Origin of the sequence: Bradyrhizobium sp. BRP22 (genome assembly GCF_020194175.1) — a bacterium.
GTDB lineage: Bacteria > Pseudomonadota > Alphaproteobacteria > Rhizobiales > Xanthobacteraceae > Bradyrhizobium.
In genome coordinates, this window is sequence record NZ_JADYVX010000025.1 from 110,894 (window position 1) to 131,923 (window position 21,030).

A 21,030-nucleotide genomic window follows, 5' to 3' on the forward strand; every position below is an offset into this window, starting at 1 on the left:
CCTTTGCCCCCAACTTATGGGGTTAAGCCAATGTCTCCCACTTCACTTGCTGTTGCGTCCCTCGGTACGCCGCGGATCGGTCCGCGCCGTGAACTGAAATTCGCGCTGGAACGCTTCTGGTCCGGCGCGATAGACGAAAGGACGCTGATCGAAACCGGCGTCGGGCTGCGTGCGGCCAATTGGGCTCGGCAGAAGAAGCTCGGCGTCACCGTGATCCCGTCGAACGACTTTTCGTTCTACGATCAGGTGCTCGACACCTGCGCGATGGTCGGGGCGATCCCGGAAGGCTACGGCTGGACCGGCGGAGCCGTGCCGCTTGCAACCTATTTTGCAATGGCGCGCGGCGCCCAGAGCGACGGCGGCGATTGCGGACATGCTCATCACGCGCACGGCGTGGCGGCACTCGAGATGACGAAATGGTTCGACACCAACTATCACTACATGGTGCCGGAGCTTCGCAAGGGTCAGAAATTCGCGCTCGCCTCGCGGAAGCCGATCGAGGAGTATGACGAGGCGAAGGCGCTCGGCTATCAGACCCGCCCTGTGCTGATCGGCCCGGTCACGTTCCTGAAACTGGCCAAGTCCAAGGGCGCGGATTTCGACACCCTGTCGCTGCTCGACAGCCTCTTGCCGGTCTATATCGAGCTGTTGCGCGAACTCGCCGCCCACGGCGCCGAGTGGGTGCAGATCGACGAGCCTTGTCTCGTGCTTGATTTGGATGCCGCCGCCCAGCAGGCCTTGCGGCACGCTTATTCCGAATTTGCCAAGGCGGTGCCGAACATCAGGATCATGCTGGCGACCTATTTCGGCGGGCTCGGCGGCAATCGCGCGGTCGCGTTTGACCTTCCGGTCGCCGGCCTGCATTTTGACCTCGTGCGCGCGTCCGAACAAATCGGCGACCTCATGGACGTTCCCAAACAGCGTGTGCTGTCGCTCGGCGTGATCGACGGCCGGAATGTCTGGCGGGCCAATCTGAGCGGGCTCCTCGAGCGGCTTGAGCCCGTCGTCGCAAAGCTCGGCAAGGAGCGTGTCCAGATCGCGCCATCGTGCTCGCTGCTCCATGTGCCTATCGATCTTGCGCTGGAGACCAGGCTCGATCCCGAGGTGAAAACCTGGCTTTCATTCTCGGTGCAGAAGCTCGAGGAGCTTGCCGCGTTGGGGGCGGCGCTTGGCAGCGGGCGTACCCATGCATCCGAAGCGATACGCGCATCCGATGCAGCCGCGGCGGCGCGCAAGACCTCGCCTCGGATCCACAATGCCAGGGTTGCACAGCGTCTCGCCGCCGTTGATGACAGCATGCGCCACCGCGCCAGCCCGTTCGCCGAGCGCGCGGAGGTGCAGCACGAACGGTTCAACTTGCCGCGCTTCCCGACCACCACCATCGGCTCCTTTCCGCAGACGACAGACGTCCGGAACACACGCGCCGCGCACGCCAAGGGCGCACTCAGCGATACCGCGTACAAGACCTATCTGCAGGATCAGACGGCGCGCGCGGTGCGCTGGCAGGAGGATATCGGGCTTGACGTCCTGGTCCATGGCGAGTTCGAGCGCAACGACATGGTGCAGTATTTTGGCGAGCAGCTTTCCGGCTTCGCCTTCACCGAACTCGGCTGGGTGCAGTCCTACGGCTCGCGCTGCGTGCGGCCACCGATTCTCTATGGTGATGTCTCACGCCCGCACCCGATGACCGTTGAATGGTGGCAGTTCGCACAGTCGCTGACGACGAAACCGGTCAAGGCGATGCTGACGGGCCCCGTGACCATCCTGAACTGGTCGTTTGTTCGCGACGACCTGCCGCGCAGCGAAGTGTGCCGGCAGATCGCGCTCGCAATCCGCGATGAGGTTCTGGACCTTGAAGCCGCCGGCGCCGGCATGATCCAGATCGACGAAGCCGCGCTGCGGGAGGGCCTGCCGCTGCGCAGCTCGGAATGGACCATCTATCTCAACTGGGCTGTCGACAGCTTTCGCATCTGCGCCTGCGGCGTGCAGGACGAGACCCAGATCCACACCCACATGTGCTATTCCGAGTTCAACGATATCATCGACGCCATCGCGGCGATGGACGCCGACGTCATCTCGATCGAGACTTCGCGCTCGAAAATGGAATTGCTCGACGCCTTCAGGAATTACCACTATCCGAACGAAATCGGCCCCGGCGTCTACGATATCCATTCGCCACGGGTGCCCGAGGTTAGCGAGATTACCGACCTCCTCAAGCTCGCAAGGCAACGGCTCTCCGACGCCCAGCTCTGGATCAATCCAGACTGCGGATTGAAAACCCGCAAGTGGGAGGAAGTGCGCCCGGCGCTCGCCAACATGGTCGCCGCCGCGCGGGAGTTGCGGTCGCTTGCCTAGAGCATGATCCGGAAAAGTGGAACCGGTTTTCCGAAAAAGATCATGCTCAAACAAAGAGCTAGAGCGCGATGACGATTCGAAGAAAAGTCATCACGCTCCAGGGCGTGCCCGCCCCGTCTCGTATCCTGCGGCGGCTCAAGAAGGAGAACTGCATGCGCTTCTGGATTCAATGCACGAGGTTCGAGACGGGGCAGCCGGTCCACATCAACATCGCACTCGTCGGCAGCATGTGTCGCGACGGCGAGCGCACCGTGCTTGCCTTCGTCGGCGGCGATGGCGAGAGGATCGACGTGGTCGAGACGCCGGAGCACATACTGGCCGTCCATCTCGGCGCGCCCGCGACGGCATGACGAGATGCGGTGGGATACTCCGTCATTGCGAGGAGCAAAGCGACGAAGCAATCCATGCCGCCACAAGCGGTGAAATGGATTGCTTCGCGGAGCCTGTCATCGGGCGCGCGTTCGCGCGACCCGTTGGCTCGCAATGACGGCCGCGAGAGCGATGCCTCGACGACGTGGTCGTCCGGGCTTGACCCGGAACGCGGTCGGCCAGTGAGTTTCGCTCGCGAGCAATCACAAAGCAGAAGCCCGGCGCTAGGCCGGGCTTCTACACGTCTTGCTCTCTGATCGCGCTTACGCCTGAGGCTGCGGCTCCAGGCCGGGGTCCGGATCCGGACGCGGACGCGACTTGCCGGCGGGCGGCACCGCGGAGGCACGCGGCGTGGTCGGCTCCAGCACGGACTCGCGGTTCGGCTTCTTGCCCTTGAGGAGATCGATGATCTCTTCGCCGGTCAAGGTCTCGAACTCAAGCAGCCCCTTGGCGAGTGCTTCGAGATCGGCGCGCTTCTCGGTGAGGATGCGGGTCGCCTCATGATAGCCTTCCTCGACCAGCCGCTTGATCTCGGAGTCGATCTTCTGGACCGTCGCCTCCGAGGCGTTCTGGGTGCGCGACACCGACATGCCCAGGAAGACCTCGTCCTGGTTCTCGCCATAGGAGACGGTGCCGAGCTCTTCCGACAGGCCCCAGCGCGTGACCATCATGCGCGCCAGACGCGTCGCCTGCTCGATATCGGACGCCGCGCCCGAGGTGACCTTCTCGCGACCGAACACCAGTTCTTCGGCGACGCGGCCGCCCATCATGATGGCGAGACGCGAGGTCATCTGCTCCAGCGACATCGACAGCTTGTCGCGCTCCGGCAATTGCATGACCATGCCGAGCGCACGGCCGCGCGGAATGATGGTCGCCTTGTGGATCGGGTCGGTGGCGACGACATTGAGGCCGACGATCGCGTGGCCGCCTTCGTGATAGGCGGTCAGGAGCTTCTCTTCCTCGGTCATGACGAGCGACTTGCGCTCGGCACCCATCATCACCTTGTCCTTGGCCTCTTCGAACTCGGCTTGCGTCACCATCCGCTTGTTGCGGCGGGCGGCGGTCAGCGCCGCCTCGTTGACGAGGTTCATCAGGTCGGCGCCCGAAAAGCCCGGGGTGCCGCGCGCAATGGTCTTCAGATTGATATCCGGCGCCAGCGGCACCTTGCGGACGTGAACCTTCAGGATCTGCTCGCGGCCGACGACGTCAGGGTTCGGCACCACGACCTGACGGTCGAAGCGGCCGGGCCGCAGCAGTGCGGGATCGAGCACGTCGGGCCGGTTGGTCGCGGCGATTAGGATCACGCCCTCATTGGCCTCGAAGCCGTCCATCTCGACCAGCAACTGGTTCAGCGTCTGCTCACGCTCGTCATTGCCGCCGCCGAGACCGGCGCCGCGATGACGGCCGACCGCGTCGATTTCGTCGATGAAGATGATGCAAGGCGCATTCTTCTTCGCCTGCTCGAACATGTCGCGCACACGCGATGCGCCGACGCCGACGAACATCTCGACGAAGTCAGAACCGGAAATGGTGAAGAACGGCACGTTGGCTTCGCCCGCGACCGCGCGCGCGATCAGCGTCTTACCGGTGCCGGGAGGACCGACCAGCAACACGCCGCGCGGAATGCGTCCGCCCAGGCGCTGGAATTTGCCGGGGTCACGCAGGAATTCGACGATCTCCTGCAGGTCCTGCTTGGCCTCGTCGACGCCGGCGACGTCCTCGAAGGTGACGCGGCCGTGCGCCTCGGTCAGCATCTTGGCGCGCGACTTGCCAAAGCCCATCGCCTTGCCGGCGCCGCCCTGCATCTGTCGCGACAGGAAGATCCACACGCCGATCAGCGCGATGAAGGGCAGCCAGGAGACCAGGAGCGAGACGAACCACGGCACGTTGTCGCCCGGCGGCTTGGCGGTGATCTGCACCTTGCCGTCATAGAGGCGCTTCACCAGCGTCGGGTCGTTCGGCGCATAGGTCTGGAAGCTCGAGCCATTGGTGAAGGTGCCGTGAATCTCCGGCCCCTGGATCACCACGTCGCGGACATGGCCCTGGTCGACTTCGCTCAAGAGCTGCGAGAAGGAGATGTCCTGCGAGGACGCGCGCTGACCCGGATTCTGAAAGAGCGTAAACAACGCCAACAGCAGCAAGACGATAATGACCCAGAGGGCGAAATTCCGCAGATTGGCGTTCATTGATCTTCCTTCGTGGTCGCGCGGATCGCGGCCTCAAAATTATCCTCGGGCGGCCTCAGGCAGGCACTTCAGGAAACCCCTGGGAATCCCCCCTTAGCGACTGCATACAATCTAGGTGCCAGGGGAGTATATGCCAAGGGAACTGCACAGGACTATTTAGCGCATCCTAGCCCGATTCCCGGTCAAATAATGGCGCAAAAAGTCCGGGGTTTTGCGGGTGGTTAAGCGGAAATGACAGGAATTTTCCTATTCGCCTGAATATCAGCGGGCCCGACCCTTGCGGGGCGGCGCCGGCTCGACCCGAACCCGCCCATTGGCGAGCACAATGACCGCTCCGGCGAGCGTCTGCTTCAGCTTGCCCGTCCCCTGCATCACGGCGTCATCGAGCGCGGCTAGCAGGGCCTCGACCTTGCCCAGCTCGGCCGGCCCCTCATGGCCCACGCGGTCGATCGCGCGCCTGAGCAGGCGCAGCCGGATCTCCTCGGGAAGAGCTACGAAGGCCTCGGCGTCGAATCCGGGGCGCGCCGCGTTGCCGTCGCGCAGCGCGAGATAGCGCTCGGCGCCATCAGCCAGCACCTCCACCGCGGCATTGGCTCGGGCGAGCCGCGCGGCGAGCCGCGCCAGGTTCCGGGCATCGCCGCCCTCCGCGGCCAGCGCCGGCATCAGCGCACGCAGCCGCGGACGTGTGAACGCGGTATCAACGTTGGTCGGATCGACCGCATAGCCGATCCTGGCTTTCTCCAAAGTTGCGATCAGCCGGGCCTTGGGAATCGCGAGCAGCGGCCGCACCAGTCTCACGCCGTCGCGCTCGCTTTCGCGCGCCATCGCAGAGAGGCCGGCGATGCCGCTGCCGCGCAACAGCCGCATCAGAAGCGTTTCGGCCTGGTCGTCGCGGGTGTGCGCCGTGAGGACATGCGTGGCCCCGGTTGCGCGGGCGGCCTGGACCAGCAGGCGATAGCGCGCCTCGCGGGCCGCCTCGGGCAGGCCTGTGCTCGGCTTGATCCCGGTCCAGCGCAACGTCCGGTGCGGCAGGTCGAGCGTGCCTGCAAGGCGCTTGACCTCGCGCGCCTCACGCGCCGCCTCCGGGCGCAGGCCATGGTCGACGGTGACTGCGATCAGCCGCGGCCCCTGCTTGAGTGCGCGCCGCCACCGCGCGGCAAGCCACATCAACGCCACCGAGTCCGGACCGCCGGAGACCGCCAGCACCATCGCTGGCGCGCGCTTCCAGGCCTCTAACAGACGTTTGGCTTCGGTCGCCGAAATCGCGCTTTCGTCATCGGACATGGCGGTGCCACTGATCGCGGAGCCGATCGGCTCCAACGGCACCGTTTTAGCACTTGATCCGCTTTTGCTCACGGTCGACGGCGGCTCTGACGCCCGTGGAGGCGCGCGGATATTTCCGCGTCACTTCGCCGAGCGCGGCGCAGGCGGCTTCCTTCTCCTTCAGCGCCGCCAGCGACTGGCCAAGCCGCAGCAGCGCGTCCGGCGCCTTGGCCGACTTGTCGAATTTCGTGGTCACGCCGAGGAAGGCTTCAGCGGCATCGCGATACTGCTGACGCTGAAAATAGCTCTCACCGAGCCAATATTGCGCATCCGGGATCAGGGGATCGCTCGGATATTTCTGGGCGAAATTGCGCATGGTTTCCTCGGCGAGCGCATAGTCCCTGCGCTGCATATAGCCGATGCCGAGGTCGAACTCGTCCTTCGATGTCGCCGACGGCGGCAAGGTGGTGAGCGCGGCGGTGGCGCCACCGACTGGCGCGCCGGCGTTGCGTGGGCTGGTGTTGCCGAGGTCGAGCGGTTCACCCGCATTGCGTCCGCCGGGAGCGCCGACCGCGGCATCAGGCGAGACCGGCATCTGGCCACCACCAAGGGCGCGCGGCGCCCCGGGGGCGTTGGGGTTTTGCGTGGGATCGAAAGCATCGCCCCGGCGGCGACCTCCCGTCGCTGGCACGGCCGGCTCCTGCACGATTGGAGCGGGAGCTGCGATCTGCGTCTGGTCGTAGCCACCCTGAGATTGCCGGTAACCCGGCTGCGGCTGCCCATATCCCTGCTGCGGCTGTCCATAGGCCGGCTGGCCGCCTTGCGGCGGGTAGGATGGCGCGGGCTGCGCGGCTGGAGGCTGGCCGCCGGGGCCGGCCGGCGCGGCGCCGAGCTGGCGCAGGCGCTCCTCCAGCTGGCGGTTACGATACTGCAGCTCCTCATTCTGGCCGGTGAGCTGTCGAAGCTGGTTCTCCAGGTGCTGGACCCGCATTTCGAGATCGGCATCATCGGATTGTGCAAAGACCGGTGCGGAAACAGCCAGTCCCGCGGCAATCGCCGCGGCGCTCGTAAGTCTAAGAAATCTGGATGACATCTTGCCCTGACGACGAAAATCGACGCGGAACCACATTGATGCAGGGAGTACGCCGGAATTGTGACTGAAGCAAATGGGTGCGCAAACAAAACCGGCGCCTCACGGCGCCGGCAGCAAATCGCAAAATTTCGAGAGCTTACGAGCTCGCGTTCAGCACCGTAACGGCACGGCGGTTCTGCGACCAGCAGGAGATGTCGTTGCAGACCGCCACCGGCCGTTCCTTGCCGTAGGAGATGGTGCGCATCCGGCTTGGATCGATGCCGCGCGAGGCGAGGTAGGCGCGAACCGCCTGGGCACGACGCGCACCGAGCGCGATGTTGTACTCGCGGGTGCCGCGCTCGTCGGCATGGCCTTCGATGGTGAAGCTGTAACGGTTGTAGCTCTGCAGCCACTGCGCCTGCTTGTCCAGCGTCGCGATCGCCTGCGGGGTCAGGTCGGTCTGGTCGCTCTCGAAGAAAACGCGGTCGCCGACGTTCACGACGAAGTCCTGCTGGCTGCCCGGGGTCGCGGCGCTCGCCATCGCACCATCGCCGCCGATATTATTCTTGGCGCAAGCACCCATCGACAGCGCCACCGCCAGTACTGCGGCGAGTTTCAATCCCTGGAGGATGCGCATCTGATATTTCATTCCGGAGCCTCCACGCTCACGTTTTCGAACTCTTATCCGGTCTACAGGGCGATGGTTAAACGAACGTTCCGTCAACCTTGATGAGACCTTGCCAGACCCGATCAAATGCGGACAAACGGCGAAAAGCGCCCCCGATGGTTAATGGGTTGTAAATGTGGCACGAGGGTGAAGGCAAGCGCGCAGGCAGCCGGAATCGCCGATTTCCCGGCTTTACGAGGAAGAATCGGCGCAGAGTGCGGGACTTCTGCGACAGTTCGGGCGACGCCGGACTATTCAGGAACTTGGAACGATCGACGCTTGCGCGAAGGAGGGCCGGACATCATTAGTTGTAGCAGATTGACCCCGCCCCCGCTCGAACAGCATCCGCCGCTCGAACGCACTTGAACGCAGGAAGGGGTAGCGGGCGAGCACCCGCTCGCGCACCGCAGGCAAATGCGCCGCCATCAGTCCGACCGGCTTCAAGAGGCCCGGATGGATGCGCGGCTCGGACCAAGCCTCATGCAGGAATACCCGACGGTAAAACGCCATGTGCTCGGGACGCACCATGGCCAATCCATAGTCGGCGTTGAAGTGAACGCCGGCCGTCGATCCGAGCCGAACCGTCACGTAGGGCAGTTCCGGAACAGTCCGCGCCTTTTCAGGATCGGCGACAAAGCGCGTCGAGTCGATGAAGACCAGCCCTTGATCGAGCTTGGGATGAAGCACGTCACCAAACACGTCTACGGAGGGCGAGATCCGGCACTCCGGCGTGACGACGTTGATGCGGATTGAGCTGTAGAGTTCGCCGTTAAAGTACACGCCGAACGTCCAAACGTTGGCGGCATCATCATACTGGTCCACGACGCGCTCGTCCGCCGACGGTTCGATCGCGCGTTCTCGCAGATAAGCGCGATAGCGGAGCCGGTAGATATCTTCCTTTTCGGCTGGGGTTTGCGCTAGGCGATAGTCGACTTGATCCAGCGGGTCCGAAAGCCGTCCGCTTGCCGGCCTGATGGCCTCCACCGCGGGCATGTTCAATCCTTACACCTTCGAGCAACTTCTGCGCGTGTCGGAAAGATTAACAGAATCTTAATTTATTGCAAAGGGATCGAGGCAATACGGTTAATTGACGCGGGGCTCGCGCGCGAGCCATGCGTCGTTGGCACCGCGGAGCTACCGGTAGAGGGACGGTCTCAGGCAATCGACCGCGAGGATGCCAACTTCAGCAAATCTTCCGGACGGCGGCCATGAGAGGCGCTGAGGAGCTGCCGTATGCGCACCGCAGGTACCGGGCGGCTGAACAGATAGCCTTGCGCCTCGGTCACCGCGCCGTCGGCGCTGACGAGATCAAGCTGCTCGTTGGTCTCGATGCCTTCCACCACGACCGACATGCCGAGATCGGCGGAAAGCCGCGCCACACCACGCAAAAGCGTCAGCGGTCGGTCGGTGTCGATGCCTTCGAGGAATGAGCGGTCGATCTTGACCTTCTGCAATGGGAAGTTGTGCAGATAGCTCAGGCTCGAATAGCCGGTGCCGAAATCGTCAAGCGAGATCCGCACACCCAGCGCGTGTAGCTGCGACAGCACGTCGTGCGTCACCTGCGTATTGCGCAACAGTGAGGACTCGGTGATCTCGATCTCAAGACGTCGCGCCGGCAGGCCCGAAACCTCCAGCGCATAGCGGACCTCGCTCAGCACGTCGCGCTGATGGAACTGCTGCGGCGACAGATTGACCGCGACGCTGACGGATTCAGGCCACGTCATGCATTCCATACAGGCCTTGCGCAGAATCCAGCGGCCGAGATCGACGATCAACCCCATGTCCTCCGCCACCGGAATGATCTCGATCGGAGAGACCGTGCCGCGCACCGGATGGTTCCAGCGCAATAGCGCCTCGCAGGTCGTGATCCTGCCGGTCTTGAGATTGACCAACGGCTGGTAATAGAGCTCGAACTCCTCGTTCGCCAGCGCCTTGCGCAGGTCGAGTTCGAGGATGCGGCGCGCTTCGACGATCTGGGCCATCTCGTCGCGGAAGAAGCAGAACGTGCCGCGCCCGTCGGCCTTGGCGCGATAGAGCGCCATATCGGCGTTCTTCAAAAGCGTGTCGGCGCTGACGCCCGGCGAGGTCATGGCGATACCGACGCTGGCCCCGATCTCGACCAGGTGATTGTGGATCTTGTAGCGCTCGCTCAGGCGATCGACGATGCGTCGTGCGAGGCTCGCCGCATCCTCGTGTGATTTGATGTCCTGCTGGAACACCACGAACTCGTCGCCGCCGAAGCGCGCCACGAAATCTTCCGGCCGCAGCATTTCGCGGAGCCGGCCGGCTACCGCGCAGAGGAGCTGGTCGCCGCAGGGATGGCCGAGCGTATCGTTGACCTGCTTGAACTGGTCGAGGTCGATGAACAGCAGTGCCGACAACTGCCCGTCTCTCGGCCGCGCCAGGAGACGACCGATCTCGTCACGGAAATTGAGCCGGTTGGGCAATTGCGTGAGTTCGTCATACCGCGCCAGATGGGTGATGCGGGCTTCCGCATTGCGCCGCTCGGTAACGTCTTCGAGCAACACGACCGTGCCACCATCGGCCATCGCCTGAAACGTCCACGACAGCGCGCGGTTGTCGGTCGGGTCGGAGGCACTCGTGATCACGACCCGCATCTGGGTGTGCTCGATCTCGGCGAGGATCATCCTGCCGCTCGCCTCCGAGATCGAGCCGGCGCTCACGCATGCCGAGATGATGTCGGATGCGTGCAGCCCGCGCTGCACAAGGTCTTCCGGCAGGCCCATCATCTCGCTGAAGCGGTAGTTCATCACCGCAAGGCTGCCGTCGTCGCGGAACATGCACAGGCCGTGCGGCATGTTGTTCAGCGCGGTATCGAACTGGCCGGCCAGCGCCGCCTCCCGCTCCTTCGCGATCCACGCGTTGACGTAGATCCGCTGCAGGCTGGATGTCAGGTGCCGGATGGAGACGAAGAAGACAAAGCTCAGGAGGGCAAGCGCGATGTAATAGGCGCCGCCCACATAGAACAACGCGAAGATCAGGGGTCCGATCGACAACAGCAAGTGCAGGTGAAAGATCCGCGGGCGGCCGAATGTCCGCCCAACCCCAGCCGACGTATAGGCCACCACCGTCGTCACGCAGAGCATGTGGGCAGCCGCATCGCTGGTTCGCAGGAGAACGGTTACGCCCCAGATGCCGAGCGCGACGCCATAGGCGACCGCGCCGAACCGGTAGCGCCGCTCCCAGCCGACGGATTCCACGACCGTGAGCCGTGAATTGCGCTGCTGGTAACGATACATCTGATGAGCGCGCCCAAGCCCCACCACGATGAATAGCGGCACGCACAGCCACATCAGGATGTCGCCGGTGACGGCGGCGATCACCGAGCCGGCGATGGCCGGGCCAAAGGCGCCGAAGATCATCGGCGCGGGATTCATGAACAGGGAATCGACCAGCGCAGCCGCGATCGTTGGCGACATCTGCCGGTCCGACTCTCCCGTCTGATTGGCAAACTGCATAAGCTGGGCACACGTCCTGTTGGAACGTGCAGTTTTACCCGGCGCTGATGAAGCCTTTCTGAGGGAATATCGTTACTAAGACCTTGTTTCGAGTTTTATGCAGCAGAAATTCTTTTTCTATTTCAAGGCAGTAGGAAAAATTTGCCGGTTAACGGAGATGGTTACCCGCAGCGCCCGGCAATTTACGACAATAATGGCGACCACGCCGGATCGGATGCGAAGCCCGGCGTCGGCACGCGCAGTTCGTTGCGGCCGGAAACATCGACGGTAAAGAGCGAGGGTCCCTGGCCCGGATCGCGGAAGAACATCACGACGCGCCCGTTCGGCGCAAAGGTCGGCCCCTCATTGTGATAGCCCGAGGTCAGGATCCGCTCGCCGGAGCCGTCGGTCTTCATGATGCCGATCGCGAACTGGCCGCCGCCCTGCTTGGTGAAGGCGATGTAGTCGCCGCGCGGCGACCACACCGGCGTCGAGTAGCTGCCATCGCCGAAAGAGATGCGCTGCGCGGGCCCGCCGGTCGCCGCCATCACATAGATCTGCGGCTTGCCGCCACGGTCGGACTCGAAGCAGATGCGCGCTCCGTCAGGCGCATAGGACGGCGAGGTGTCGATCGCCGGCGTGTCGGTGAGCCGCGTCATCGATTTCGAGCGCAGGTCCATCACGAACAGGTTCGAGTTGCCGCCCTGCTGCAGGCTCATGATGATGCGCTGGCCGTCCGGCGAGAACCGCGGCGAAAACGACATGCCCGGGAAATTGCCGACGATCTCGCGCTGGCCGGTCTCGATGTTGAGCAGATAGACGCGCGGGTCGCCCTGGCCGAACTCCATATAGGTGATTTCCTGGGTCGACGGCGAAAAGCGCGGGGTCAGCACAAGGTCCGAGCCGCGGGTCAGATAACGCACATTGGCGCCGTCCTGGTCCATCAGCGCCAGCCGCTTGACCCGGCGCTCCTTCGATCCGGTCTCGTCGACGAACACGATGCGGGTATCGAAATAGCCCTTCTCGCCGGTCAGCCGCTCATAGATCTGATCGGAGATGATGTGGGCGATGCGCCGCCAATATTCGGCCGAGGTGTCGTATTGCTGGCCGGCGAGCTGCTGGCCGGTATTGACGTCCCAGAGCCGGAATTCCGCCTTCACGCGCCCGTTGTTCTGCCGGGTCATGCGTCCGGTGACCAGAGCCTGCGCGTTGACCGCCTTCCAGTTCTGGAAGTTCGGCGCGGCATCGATATTGATGTTCTTCTCCAGATAAGCCGCCTGGTCGATCGGCGCGAACAGGCCCGAACGTTTGAGATTGTTGGTGATGACCTGCGTGACGCCGGCACCGACCTCGGTATCGCCGGGCGTGCCTGGCGTGAAATTGGGAATCGCGATCGGCAGTGGCGCGAACTCACCATCGGGGATCTGCACACGCTTCGGCCCTTGCGCAAAAGCGCCATGCGGCGCGGCGGCAATGGTGCCGAGCGCGGCCATGCCGGAAATGATCTGGCGGCGGCTCGGGCGGAAAAATGTCTCAAACGACTTGTTCTGATTGGTCATCGTAGCGAACTTTGCTTCATGGGACCCTGAGCGCACAGCGCGCTCAGGTCTTTCGTTCGGTGAACACAGGCGAAAAATATTTCCATTCGTCGAAGAAGGCCGCCGGCAGATTGTACGGCTGGCATTCGATGATCGCGCGCAGCGCACTCTCCTGATAGACGCGCAGATAAGGCGTCGCCGGCGTACCTTCCGGCACCGGCATACCCTCCAGCGTGCCGTCGCGCTTTAGGCGGATCACGAAAGCCGCCTCGGTCTGCTGCGCCTCGATGCCGCCATAAGGCTTCTTCCAGCAGCGTTCGACCTGTTGCTTGAACATCGCGCCCCAGGTCGCCGAATTGTCGGCGGCCTTGCCATGGGCAAGGCCGAGGGCCGCATTCATATTGAGCGTATCGCCGGCCGCTGCCTGCCGCGTCGGATCGCGCTTGTCGAGGAGCGCCGCGATCTTCGACTGGTCGAACACGCGCTCCTTCAGCTTCTGCTCCGGCGGCGGCTTTGCGGCCTGCTGCTGCGGCTTCGGTGGCGGCTTCTTCTCTTCCTTCTTGATCGCCTCGGCAATCGGATCAGGCTTAACCGGGTCCGGCTTCTTCTCTACCTGCTTCGGCTCCGGCTTTGGCTCTTCCTTCTTCGCCTCTTCCTTTTTCGGCTCTTCCTTGGGCTTGGTCTCGGTGACCTGCTTCGGCGGATCGGGCTTCTTCTCGACCGGCTTCTCTTCGACCTTGGGCGTCGGCGGCGGCGCGGTGTCGGTGACGACGGGAGGCTTCTTTTCCTCGATCTTGCCAACGGCGTCGTCGACCGGCTTGGCCTCGGCGACCTTTTCGACGAGCGGCTTCGGATTTTCCTTCTTGCCGGTCCTCTGGCCGGCCATCACATGGGCAAGCTGGTCGGAAGAAATGACGTCGACAGCGACGGTCTCCTCGTCCGGCAGAACATAGGCCTTGGTCGAAAACGACACGAGGCCCCATCCCAGCACAAGGATGTGCAGGGCGATCGATGCCACCAGTGTCTTGTCGACCTTGACCTTCAACTTACCCTGCTCTGCCATTCACGGGTTTATGATCCCCCCTCCGGGATGATGACGATGTTGGCCTTGAAGCCCGCGGTCCGAATCTGGCCGAGGAGTTTCATCATATCCGTGTAACAGACGTCCTTGTCCCCGCGCAGATATACCACGGCATCTGTGTCCGACCGTGTCTCCCGCATAGCCTTGATTTTAGGCAACAGGTCGGCAGCCGAAATCGGGGCATCCGCGAGGTACAGTTCCACGCTCGAATTGCAATTCCCGCCGGTGCGCTTGACCGACAGCGTCAACGGCGGCGTGTTCTGGGCAATCGACCTGCCACCGCTCGCGATCGGCAGGTCGATATCGATGTTCGACGTCATCAAGGGCGCCGCGACCATGAAGATGATCAGCAGCACCAGCATCACGTCGACCATCGGCGTGACGTTGATTTCCGCCATCACGGCGGCGCGGCGCCGGCCACGGCGGCCACCGCCACCAGACGAACCGGCCATGCTCATCGCCATGCTCTAAACTCGCCGCTTGCGTTCATCACAGGTCGCCTCATCAGGCACGCTCGTCGATCTGGCGCGACAGGATCGCGGAAAACTCGTCGGCAAAACCTTCCAGGCGCTGGGCCTGCCGGTTCACCTCGGAAATGAACTTATTGTAGAAAATAGTCGCCGGAATTGCGGCGATCAGGCCGATCGCGGTCGCAAACAGCGCCTCCGCGATACCCGGCGCGACCACCGCCAGCGAGGTATTCTTTGATGCCGCAATCGACTGGAAGCTCGACATGATGCCCCAGACGGTGCCGAACAGGCCGACGAACGGCCCGGCCGAGCCGACGGTCGCGAGCACCAGGAGCCGCCGTTCCAATCGCTCGACCTCGCGCGCGATCGATACGTTCATCACCTTCTCGATCCGCATCTGAAGGCCGGCAAAGGAGCGCGAATGGCTCTCGAACGAGCGCTTCCATTCCCGCATCGCCGCCACGAAGCAGGCCGCCATCGACTGGGTCGGCTTGGCCGATAGGGTGCGATAGAGTTCCTCGATCGACTGCCCCGACCAGAACGCCTGCTCGAACCGGTCCATCGCGCGGCGGGTGCGCGAATACAGGAAGATCTTGTCGATCGCGATGGCCCAGACCCAGACCGAGCAGGCGAGCAGGCCGAGCATGACCGCCTTCACGACCCAGTGGGCCTGCAGGAACAGCGCGATCAGCGAAACATCGCTCGAGGCCATGGGCAGCGCGGACTGCGCCACGTCGGCGGGATTCATCGGCAATATCCTTTCAACGCAAAGATCCCCTGTCCTTCCCGGCGCAAATGGCTGCCGGTTCCGGATTTTCGTTTCGACGCGTTTCCCTCACGCGAACCGGTCTCCACCTCGCTCGGAGTGCTCCTAACAGCCGCGCATAAGGCGCGGCGGTAAGCGCCAGCGCGAAAAGCTTTCATCTGTCCCATGGGAGGGCCGTTCAAGGCGGGCCCTGCTTCCCCCGCCAACATGTCAAAACAAGGGCTGTTCGCGCGTCATTTCCACCCCTAACCAGACGCTAACCGTGGTTAATGCGAGGTTACCAAAGTCGGATTTGGCACCTGGAAACGCAGGAAATCCGGCCGGTTACGGGGATGACGGGTTCCAGACGGCTTCGGCGGTCTGCGTTCCTTCCCCCTGAAAGGGGGAAAGGCTGGGATGGGGGCAGCCCCGGGCGCAGGTGCGCGTGGAGAGAAGATCCCCACCCGGTTTGCGCGTGATACGCGCAAACCGACCTCCCCTTTTCAAGGGAGGTGAAGCATCCGGCGTCTTGTTTGAAACGACACCATCATTGCGATTCAATTGTCAAACAGCGGAAGGGATATAAGCTCGCATTCTCGCGGCGCGTTGCGTCCGAGCTTTGTGTTCGTTTCGCCCTCACATTGAAGTGAGGGCGCAGGGAAAGCCGGGTGCCGGTTGCACCCGTGGGCCCCGTGCAACAAAAAGCACGGGGGTAGGACCACAGGTCAACCGAAGCAACTCCGGCTTTCCCTGCGCGATGGTTTACGGCTTACTTCGTGCTCTTCTCGGTGACCGGGCTTTCTTGCCACCGTCGCCTCTCGCGCAAACTTGTTTGCGCAAAAAACTTAGCGCCAGCGTCGGGGCGCCAGAACCACACGACTTCGCCGTCCGTGAGTGTCACGCTCGTCAGTCGTGACACACTCGTCCACCGCATCTCACCGCACGTTCGTGACGATCGCGAGCCGCCCCTCATTTGGATGAGACGCGCGGAGTCATAATGCTGATTTGCCCGACGACGGAAGCGGAATGTTTTTTCCGCGAAGGCTGGACGGGGCAAATCACGTTGGAATTACTGGCGAATTTTTCGTGTCTGTCATTCCGGGGCGTCCGAAGGACGAGCCCGGAATCCATTTCTCCACCTGCGCCTGCGGTCCGATGGATTCCGGGCTCGCGACGTCGTCGCGCCCCGGAATGACGGGGGAGAAAGCTTGGCGCACGCGAGATGGTGGGCTAGGCATCCGCCTAAGCTCGTCGACTCCACAAAGCCTACACTCCCCGGAGACTCCTCATGCGTACCCATTCCATCGCCGCCATTCCTGCCGACGGTATCGGCCCCGAGGTGATCTCGTCGGGCATTCGTGTGCTGGAGGCGCTGGCGAAACGCTCCGGCGATGTCGCATTCCAGTTCAAGACGTTCGACTGGGGCTCGGACTATTACAAGAAGCACGGCGTGATGATGCCGGCTGAACGAACTGAAGAAGTTCGATGCGATCTATTTCGGCGCGGTGGGCGCGCCCGATGTGCCCGACCACATCACGCTGTGGGGGTTGCGACTGCCGATCTGCCAGGGCTTTGACCAATACGCCAATGTGCGGCCGACCAAGATCCTGCCCGGCGTCGCCTCGCCGTTGCGCAATGTCGGCGTCGGCGATCTCGACTGGGTGATCGTGCGCGAGAATTCGGAAGGCGAATACGCCGGCGCCGGCGGACGCGCACATAAGGGTCTGCCCGAAGAGGTCGGCACCGAAGTTGCGATCTTCACCCGCGTCGGCGTCACCCGCATCATGCGCTATGCCTTCCAGCTCGCGCAGTCGCGCCCGCGCAAGCTGCTGACCGTGGTGACCAAATCGAACGCGCAGCGCCACGGCATGGTGATGTGGGACGAGATCGCCGCCGAGGTGGCGCAGCAATTCCCTGACGTCACCTGGGACAAGATGCTGGTCGACGCCATGACGGTGCGCATGACGCTGAACCCGAAAAGCCTCGACACCATCGTGGCGACCAACCTGCATGCGGACATCCTGTCCGATCTCGCCGGCGCGCTCGCCGGCAGCCTCGGCGTCGCGCCGACAGGCAATATCGATCCCGAGCGGCGCTTCCCCTCGATGTTCGAACCGATCCACGGCTCGGCCTTCGACATCACCGGCAAGGGCATCGCCAACCCGGTCGCAACCTTCTGGACCGGCGCGCAGATGCTGGAGCATCTTGGCGAGAAGGACGCGGCCACGCGCCTGATGGCGGCGGTCGAGCGCGTCTGCGCCGCCGGCGTGCTGACGCCTGATGTCGGCGGCAAGGCGACGACGAAAGAGGTGACCGACGCCGTGATCGACGCGATTCAGGGATCGAACGTGTGAGGAAGGTTTCTCCCTCTCCCCGTTCTTACGGGGAGAGGGTTGAGAACGGCCGCCGAAGGCGGCCTATGCCTCTCCCCGCAGGCGGGGCGAGGCGAAGGAAACCGCTGCCCTATCGAGGCTTCATCAACGTGCCCACGATCGGCTTGAGCAGTTGCGGCGCGAGGTAGATCGGGAATTGCGACAGCGCGAAGTAGAGCCAAGTCAGGCCCGGCAGCACGCCGTCGGTGGCGGCGACCATCAGGCCCATGTTCCGCTGCGACACCATCAATGCCAGGGCGAGCGCCCTCTCGGTGCCGAAGCGGCGAAACACCAGCATGGTGGCAACAAGCAGCGCGAAGAACACCGCAAAAGCGAGCAGCGTCAGCCCGAGCGCCTGCAGCGGTTCACGCCAGAAGCTTGGGGCAACCGGACCCATGACCGCGCAGACGAACACAAGGAGGATCAGGATATTCAGACCATCGATCGGCGCCTTGTGGCGCTCGATGGTCGCAAGCCCGAACAGCCATCGAATGATCGCGGCGACCGCGAGCGCGCCGGCCAGGATCAGGAACAGTTTTGCGCCAAGGGCGACCGGCGACAACGTCAGAGCCGAGCCGAAGAAGAGATAGGCGAACAGCGGCGCGGTGAGCGGCACCAGTGCGGTGCCGGTCACAAGCGTGATCAGGACGAGCGTAGCGTCCAGCCCCATCAGCGCTGCGAGCGAGGGCGCGGCCATCATCGGCGAAGCCACCGCCTGCAGCATCAATCCCAGGAACAGATCGGGCGAGGCCGTGCGCAGACCTGTCGCGAGCCAGAAGATGCCCGTGACGGCCGGGACCGCCAGCAGAGTCCATGCCGTCGCGGCCGCGACGATCGCGGGCCGGCGCAAATAGGAGCGCAGCGCGGAGGGATCCACGCGCATGAAGGAAATGCAGAGCAGGAGGAAGACCGCTTCGGTGACGAAGGGCCGCAAGGCTTCGCCGAGCGGCGGAATCGCGATGCCGATGAATACCAGTGCAGCGACGGCGCGCGTGCCCTGGCGGCCGAGCCACGCGAGCGGCCGGACGACGGCAGCGAGAGTATCAATCAATACAACAGGCATCGGCATTCTCCTGATGGAGCCGCAGCACGGAGAGACCTGTTGGAAAATGAACATGCGCCCGCCGGACTGCGGCGGCACTCGTTCATGTTTTGCAGATGAGACAAGACGACGTGCCGCTCCTTCAGAAGGAGGGCCACCAACGCGACGCAGCGAGGGTCGGGCAATCGTCCATGGCCATTGATTGGCATTGCGCGACGCCGTTGGCAAGAGCCCCGCTGTCGTCCTGGCGAAAGCCAGGACGACGGAGACCGTCATTGCGAGCCACCGGGTCGGCGCGTAGCGCCGCCCGATGACAGGCTCCGCGAAGCAATCCATTTCGCCGCTTGCGGAGACATGGATTGCTTCGTCCGTCTTCGCCCGTTGGGCTACGCCGAGACAGGTCGCGGGCGCTCCTCGCAAAGACGGAAGCGTGCAGTTGCATCCACTCAAAAACCAAACCGCCCGTCTGCTTTCGCAAACGGGCGGCTCAGGGCCATCAGGTTTTATGGGGGCACATCGCCTGAAGGCTAGCTCAATTTGTTCGGCGACTTAGCCCTGCGGCGGCTGCTGCGGCGGCTCATTCGGCGGCGTCGGGCGCTGCCGATGCTGGGCCATGAAGGCGTCGAACTCTTCCTTGTCCTTGGCGTGGCGCAGGCGGCTCAGGAATTCCTTGAACTCCTTCTGCTCGTCTTCCAGGCGACGCAGCGTTTCGGCGCGATATTCGTCGAAGGCGCGGTTGCCGCTTGTGGGCGGACCAAAGCCCCAGCCGAAGCCGCGGCGCTCCATGCGGTCGCGCATGCGATCCATCCTGTACTGCATCCGCTCCATCTTGTTCTGCCAGCGATCCTGATCGTGGTGACTCCAGCAACCCATTCTTCTGCTCCCGAGTGTGAAAAAGAGGAGGGCGAGCCCGATCGGCCACCAGATGATGAAGCCGAGAATGGTCACGGCGATCCAGCCGGGATGCCACGGGCTTTCAAACATGCGGGGGCGGTAGGGTTCTTCCACAGGGCCGCGCCATCGATTGACATCTGCGGTGTAGGCCATTTCCCTTCTCCATCACGGCATCACGCCGTTGTGAATGTAAATAACATTTACATAGTTGGCCGATCCGATCCCAAAGTCAAGCGCAACCCGAAGGGGTGCGACAAAATTTATTTCGGCAATTTTATTTCGGCTTACCCCAAGGGCCTGAATACTGGCCCGCGGGCTTCTCTTCCGCCGGCTCTGGCTTGCGCTCGGTCGGGAAGCCGAGTCCGCGCAGATAGATCAGCACTTCGGCTTCCAGCAGTTCTTCCGGCGTCATCGGCAATTTGCGCCGCGCGGCATCGCCACGGCCGAACAGCGAAGCGACGCCGTGCGACATCGCCCAGATGTGCAGGGCCATCATCATTGCCGGCGGACGCGGCACGCCGGGCGGCGCCAGCGCCGCAAGCCGTTCGGCCGCGGCACGAATGACGGCAAAGGCGCGTTCGCTCGCCGCCATCAAAGCGGGCGTAGTTTCGACGGGAACGCCGGATTCGAACATCGCGGAATAGAACGCCGGCTCCTCGCGCGCGAAGGCCAGATAGGCCTTGCCGACGCGCTCGAACGCGGTGATCGTATCGGGACGACCGTCGTCCCAGGCCGCGGTCAGGAGCTGCTCGAACTGCTCGAAGCCGCGCTGGGCGATGCTCGAGAGCAGCTCGTCGCGGTCGCGGAAATGCCGATAGGGCGCCGCGGGACTGACGCCGGCCATGCGCGCGGCATCGGCGAAGGTGAAGCCGGCCGGCCCCTTCTGCGAAATCAAGTCGAGCGCCGCCTGCAGCAATGCCTCTTTGAGATTGCCGTGATGATAGCCGCGCTCGCCGCGGCGCTGATCCTTGCGCCAGTTCATGTGAAAAGGTCTTACATGAGCCGGATGCAAAGGTCACTAGCGGCGGGGCGCGGCGTTCATCAAGATTAACGGCGTCGGCGCCGCGCGCGGAGGAGGTCTCGTAGCCCGGGTGGAGCGGAACGCGTAACCCCGGGACGGCTGCGTCCGCGTTGCGAGCGGCCCCGGGTTACGCTGACCCTTCACCCGGGCTACGGACCTGACCAACGGAAGGTGCGCGTTCCCCTCTCCCGCTTGCTTGCCGGAGAGGTTGTCTCAGCGGCGGGGACTCCCCGCGTGGAAAGAACCCTCACCCGGCGCTTTGCGCCGACCTCTCCTGCAAGGCGGGAGAGGTGACTTCGAAGGCCGCTCCGCGGCGAGGCTGGACAACGGAAGGTGCGCGTTCCCCCTCTCCCGCTTGCGGGAGAGGGCCGGGGTGAGCGACTATCTGGATTGTCAAGTTGCATTGGCGTATTGGGCTCGCGCATCGCGAGCTTTTGCATTGAGTCTGACGAGGAGCTTGCGCGCCAAGGCAATGCGAATGACCATTTTCTCTTTGC

General features: G+C 63.6%; 15 protein-coding genes and 1 pseudogene. 3 read left to right on the plus strand and 13 right to left on the minus strand.

The annotated features are described in order from the left end of the window. The first annotated feature begins 30 nt into the window (after positions 1-30). Together metE and I6F35_RS26820 are read left to right on the plus strand one after the other, a co-directional pair. Positions 31-2,355 (plus strand): 5-methyltetrahydropteroyltriglutamate--homocysteine S-methyltransferase, encoded by a 2,325-nt coding sequence (gene metE, locus I6F35_RS26815; protein ID WP_225120660.1) that lies wholly within the window; start codon positions 31-33, stop codon positions 2,353-2,355. A 152-nt stretch (positions 2,356-2,507) separates the two neighbouring features. Further along, positions 2,508-2,705 carry a hypothetical protein gene (locus I6F35_RS26820; protein ID WP_225120661.1) on the plus strand — a complete coding sequence of 66 codons (198 nt, stop codon included), beginning with the start codon at positions 2,508-2,510 and terminating at the stop codon, positions 2,703-2,705. A gap of 282 nt (positions 2,706-2,987) precedes the next feature. Here the strand turns inward: I6F35_RS26820 and ftsH are convergent, their stop codons facing one another. The 10 genes from ftsH to tolQ all read right to left on the minus strand — a co-directional run bounded on the left by ftsH (position 2,988) and on the right by tolQ (position 15,207). Continuing rightward, positions 2,988-4,910: an ATP-dependent zinc metalloprotease FtsH gene (gene ftsH, locus I6F35_RS26825; protein ID WP_225120662.1), complete on the minus strand. Its 1,923-nt coding sequence runs from the start codon at positions 4,908-4,910 to the stop codon at positions 2,988-2,990. A gap of 261 nt (positions 4,911-5,171) precedes the next feature. Next, positions 5,172-6,194 (minus strand): tRNA lysidine(34) synthetase TilS, encoded by a 1,023-nt coding sequence (gene tilS, locus I6F35_RS26830; protein WP_225120663.1) that lies wholly within the window; start codon positions 6,192-6,194, stop codon positions 5,172-5,174. Positions 6,195-6,240: 46 nt separating this feature from the next. Continuing rightward, positions 6,241-7,266 carry a tol-pal system protein YbgF gene (gene ybgF / locus I6F35_RS26835; RefSeq protein WP_225120664.1) on the minus strand — a complete coding sequence of 342 codons (1,026 nt, stop codon included), beginning with the start codon at positions 7,264-7,266 and terminating at the stop codon, positions 6,241-6,243. A 136-nt stretch (positions 7,267-7,402) separates the two neighbouring features. Next, a complete protein-coding gene (gene pal / locus I6F35_RS26840) occupies positions 7,403-7,894 on the minus strand; it encodes a peptidoglycan-associated lipoprotein Pal (RefSeq protein WP_225120665.1) in 492 nt (163 codons plus the stop codon). A gap of 273 nt (positions 7,895-8,167) precedes the next feature. After that, complete coding sequence (locus I6F35_RS26845) at positions 8,168-8,905, minus strand: hypothetical protein (RefSeq protein ID WP_225120666.1); 738 nt, start codon at positions 8,903-8,905, stop codon at positions 8,168-8,170. Positions 8,906-9,066: 161 nt separating this feature from the next. Continuing rightward, the gene (locus I6F35_RS26850) at positions 9,067-11,391 is read right to left on the minus strand and encodes an EAL domain-containing protein (RefSeq protein WP_225120667.1); all 2,325 of its coding nucleotides are present in this window, start codon (positions 11,389-11,391) and stop codon (positions 9,067-9,069) included. A 182-nt stretch (positions 11,392-11,573) separates the two neighbouring features. Continuing rightward, on the minus strand, positions 11,574-12,929 hold the full coding sequence (gene tolB / locus I6F35_RS26855) for a Tol-Pal system beta propeller repeat protein TolB (RefSeq protein WP_225120668.1): 1,356 nt from the start codon (positions 12,927-12,929) through the stop codon (positions 11,574-11,576). Between the two features lie 43 nt (positions 12,930-12,972). Further along, the gene (locus I6F35_RS26860; protein WP_225120669.1) at positions 12,973-13,971 is read right to left on the minus strand and encodes a cell envelope integrity protein TolA; all 999 of its coding nucleotides are present in this window, start codon (positions 13,969-13,971) and stop codon (positions 12,973-12,975) included. 8 nt (positions 13,972-13,979) lie between these two features. Continuing rightward, on the minus strand, positions 13,980-14,453 hold the full coding sequence (locus I6F35_RS26865; protein ID WP_225120670.1) for a biopolymer transporter ExbD: 474 nt from the start codon (positions 14,451-14,453) through the stop codon (positions 13,980-13,982). A 40-nt stretch (positions 14,454-14,493) separates the two neighbouring features. Continuing rightward, positions 14,494-15,207, minus strand: a complete 714-nt coding sequence (tolQ, locus tag I6F35_RS26870) for a protein TolQ (protein WP_225120671.1) — start codon at positions 15,205-15,207, stop codon at positions 14,494-14,496. 1,285 nt (positions 15,208-16,492) lie between these two features. On the opposite strand from tolQ, the pseudogene I6F35_RS26875 reads away from it, so the two are divergent. Further along, positions 16,493-17,558: pseudogene (locus I6F35_RS26875) on the plus strand (tartrate dehydrogenase). 109 nt (positions 17,559-17,667) lie between these two features. Here the strand turns inward: I6F35_RS26875 and I6F35_RS26880 are convergent. From I6F35_RS26880 to I6F35_RS26890, 3 genes are all read right to left on the minus strand, one after another. Continuing rightward, positions 17,668-18,639 carry a Na+-dependent transporter gene (locus I6F35_RS26880; protein WP_225120672.1) on the minus strand — a complete coding sequence of 324 codons (972 nt, stop codon included), beginning with the start codon at positions 18,637-18,639 and terminating at the stop codon, positions 17,668-17,670. A gap of 528 nt (positions 18,640-19,167) precedes the next feature. Beyond that, a complete protein-coding gene (locus I6F35_RS26885; protein ID WP_225120673.1) occupies positions 19,168-19,665 on the minus strand; it encodes a DUF2852 domain-containing protein in 498 nt (165 codons plus the stop codon). A 121-nt stretch (positions 19,666-19,786) separates the two neighbouring features. Beyond that, the gene (locus tag I6F35_RS26890) at positions 19,787-20,494 is read right to left on the minus strand and encodes a TetR/AcrR family transcriptional regulator (protein WP_225120674.1); all 708 of its coding nucleotides are present in this window, start codon (positions 20,492-20,494) and stop codon (positions 19,787-19,789) included. Positions 20,495-21,030 lie beyond the last annotated feature (536 nt).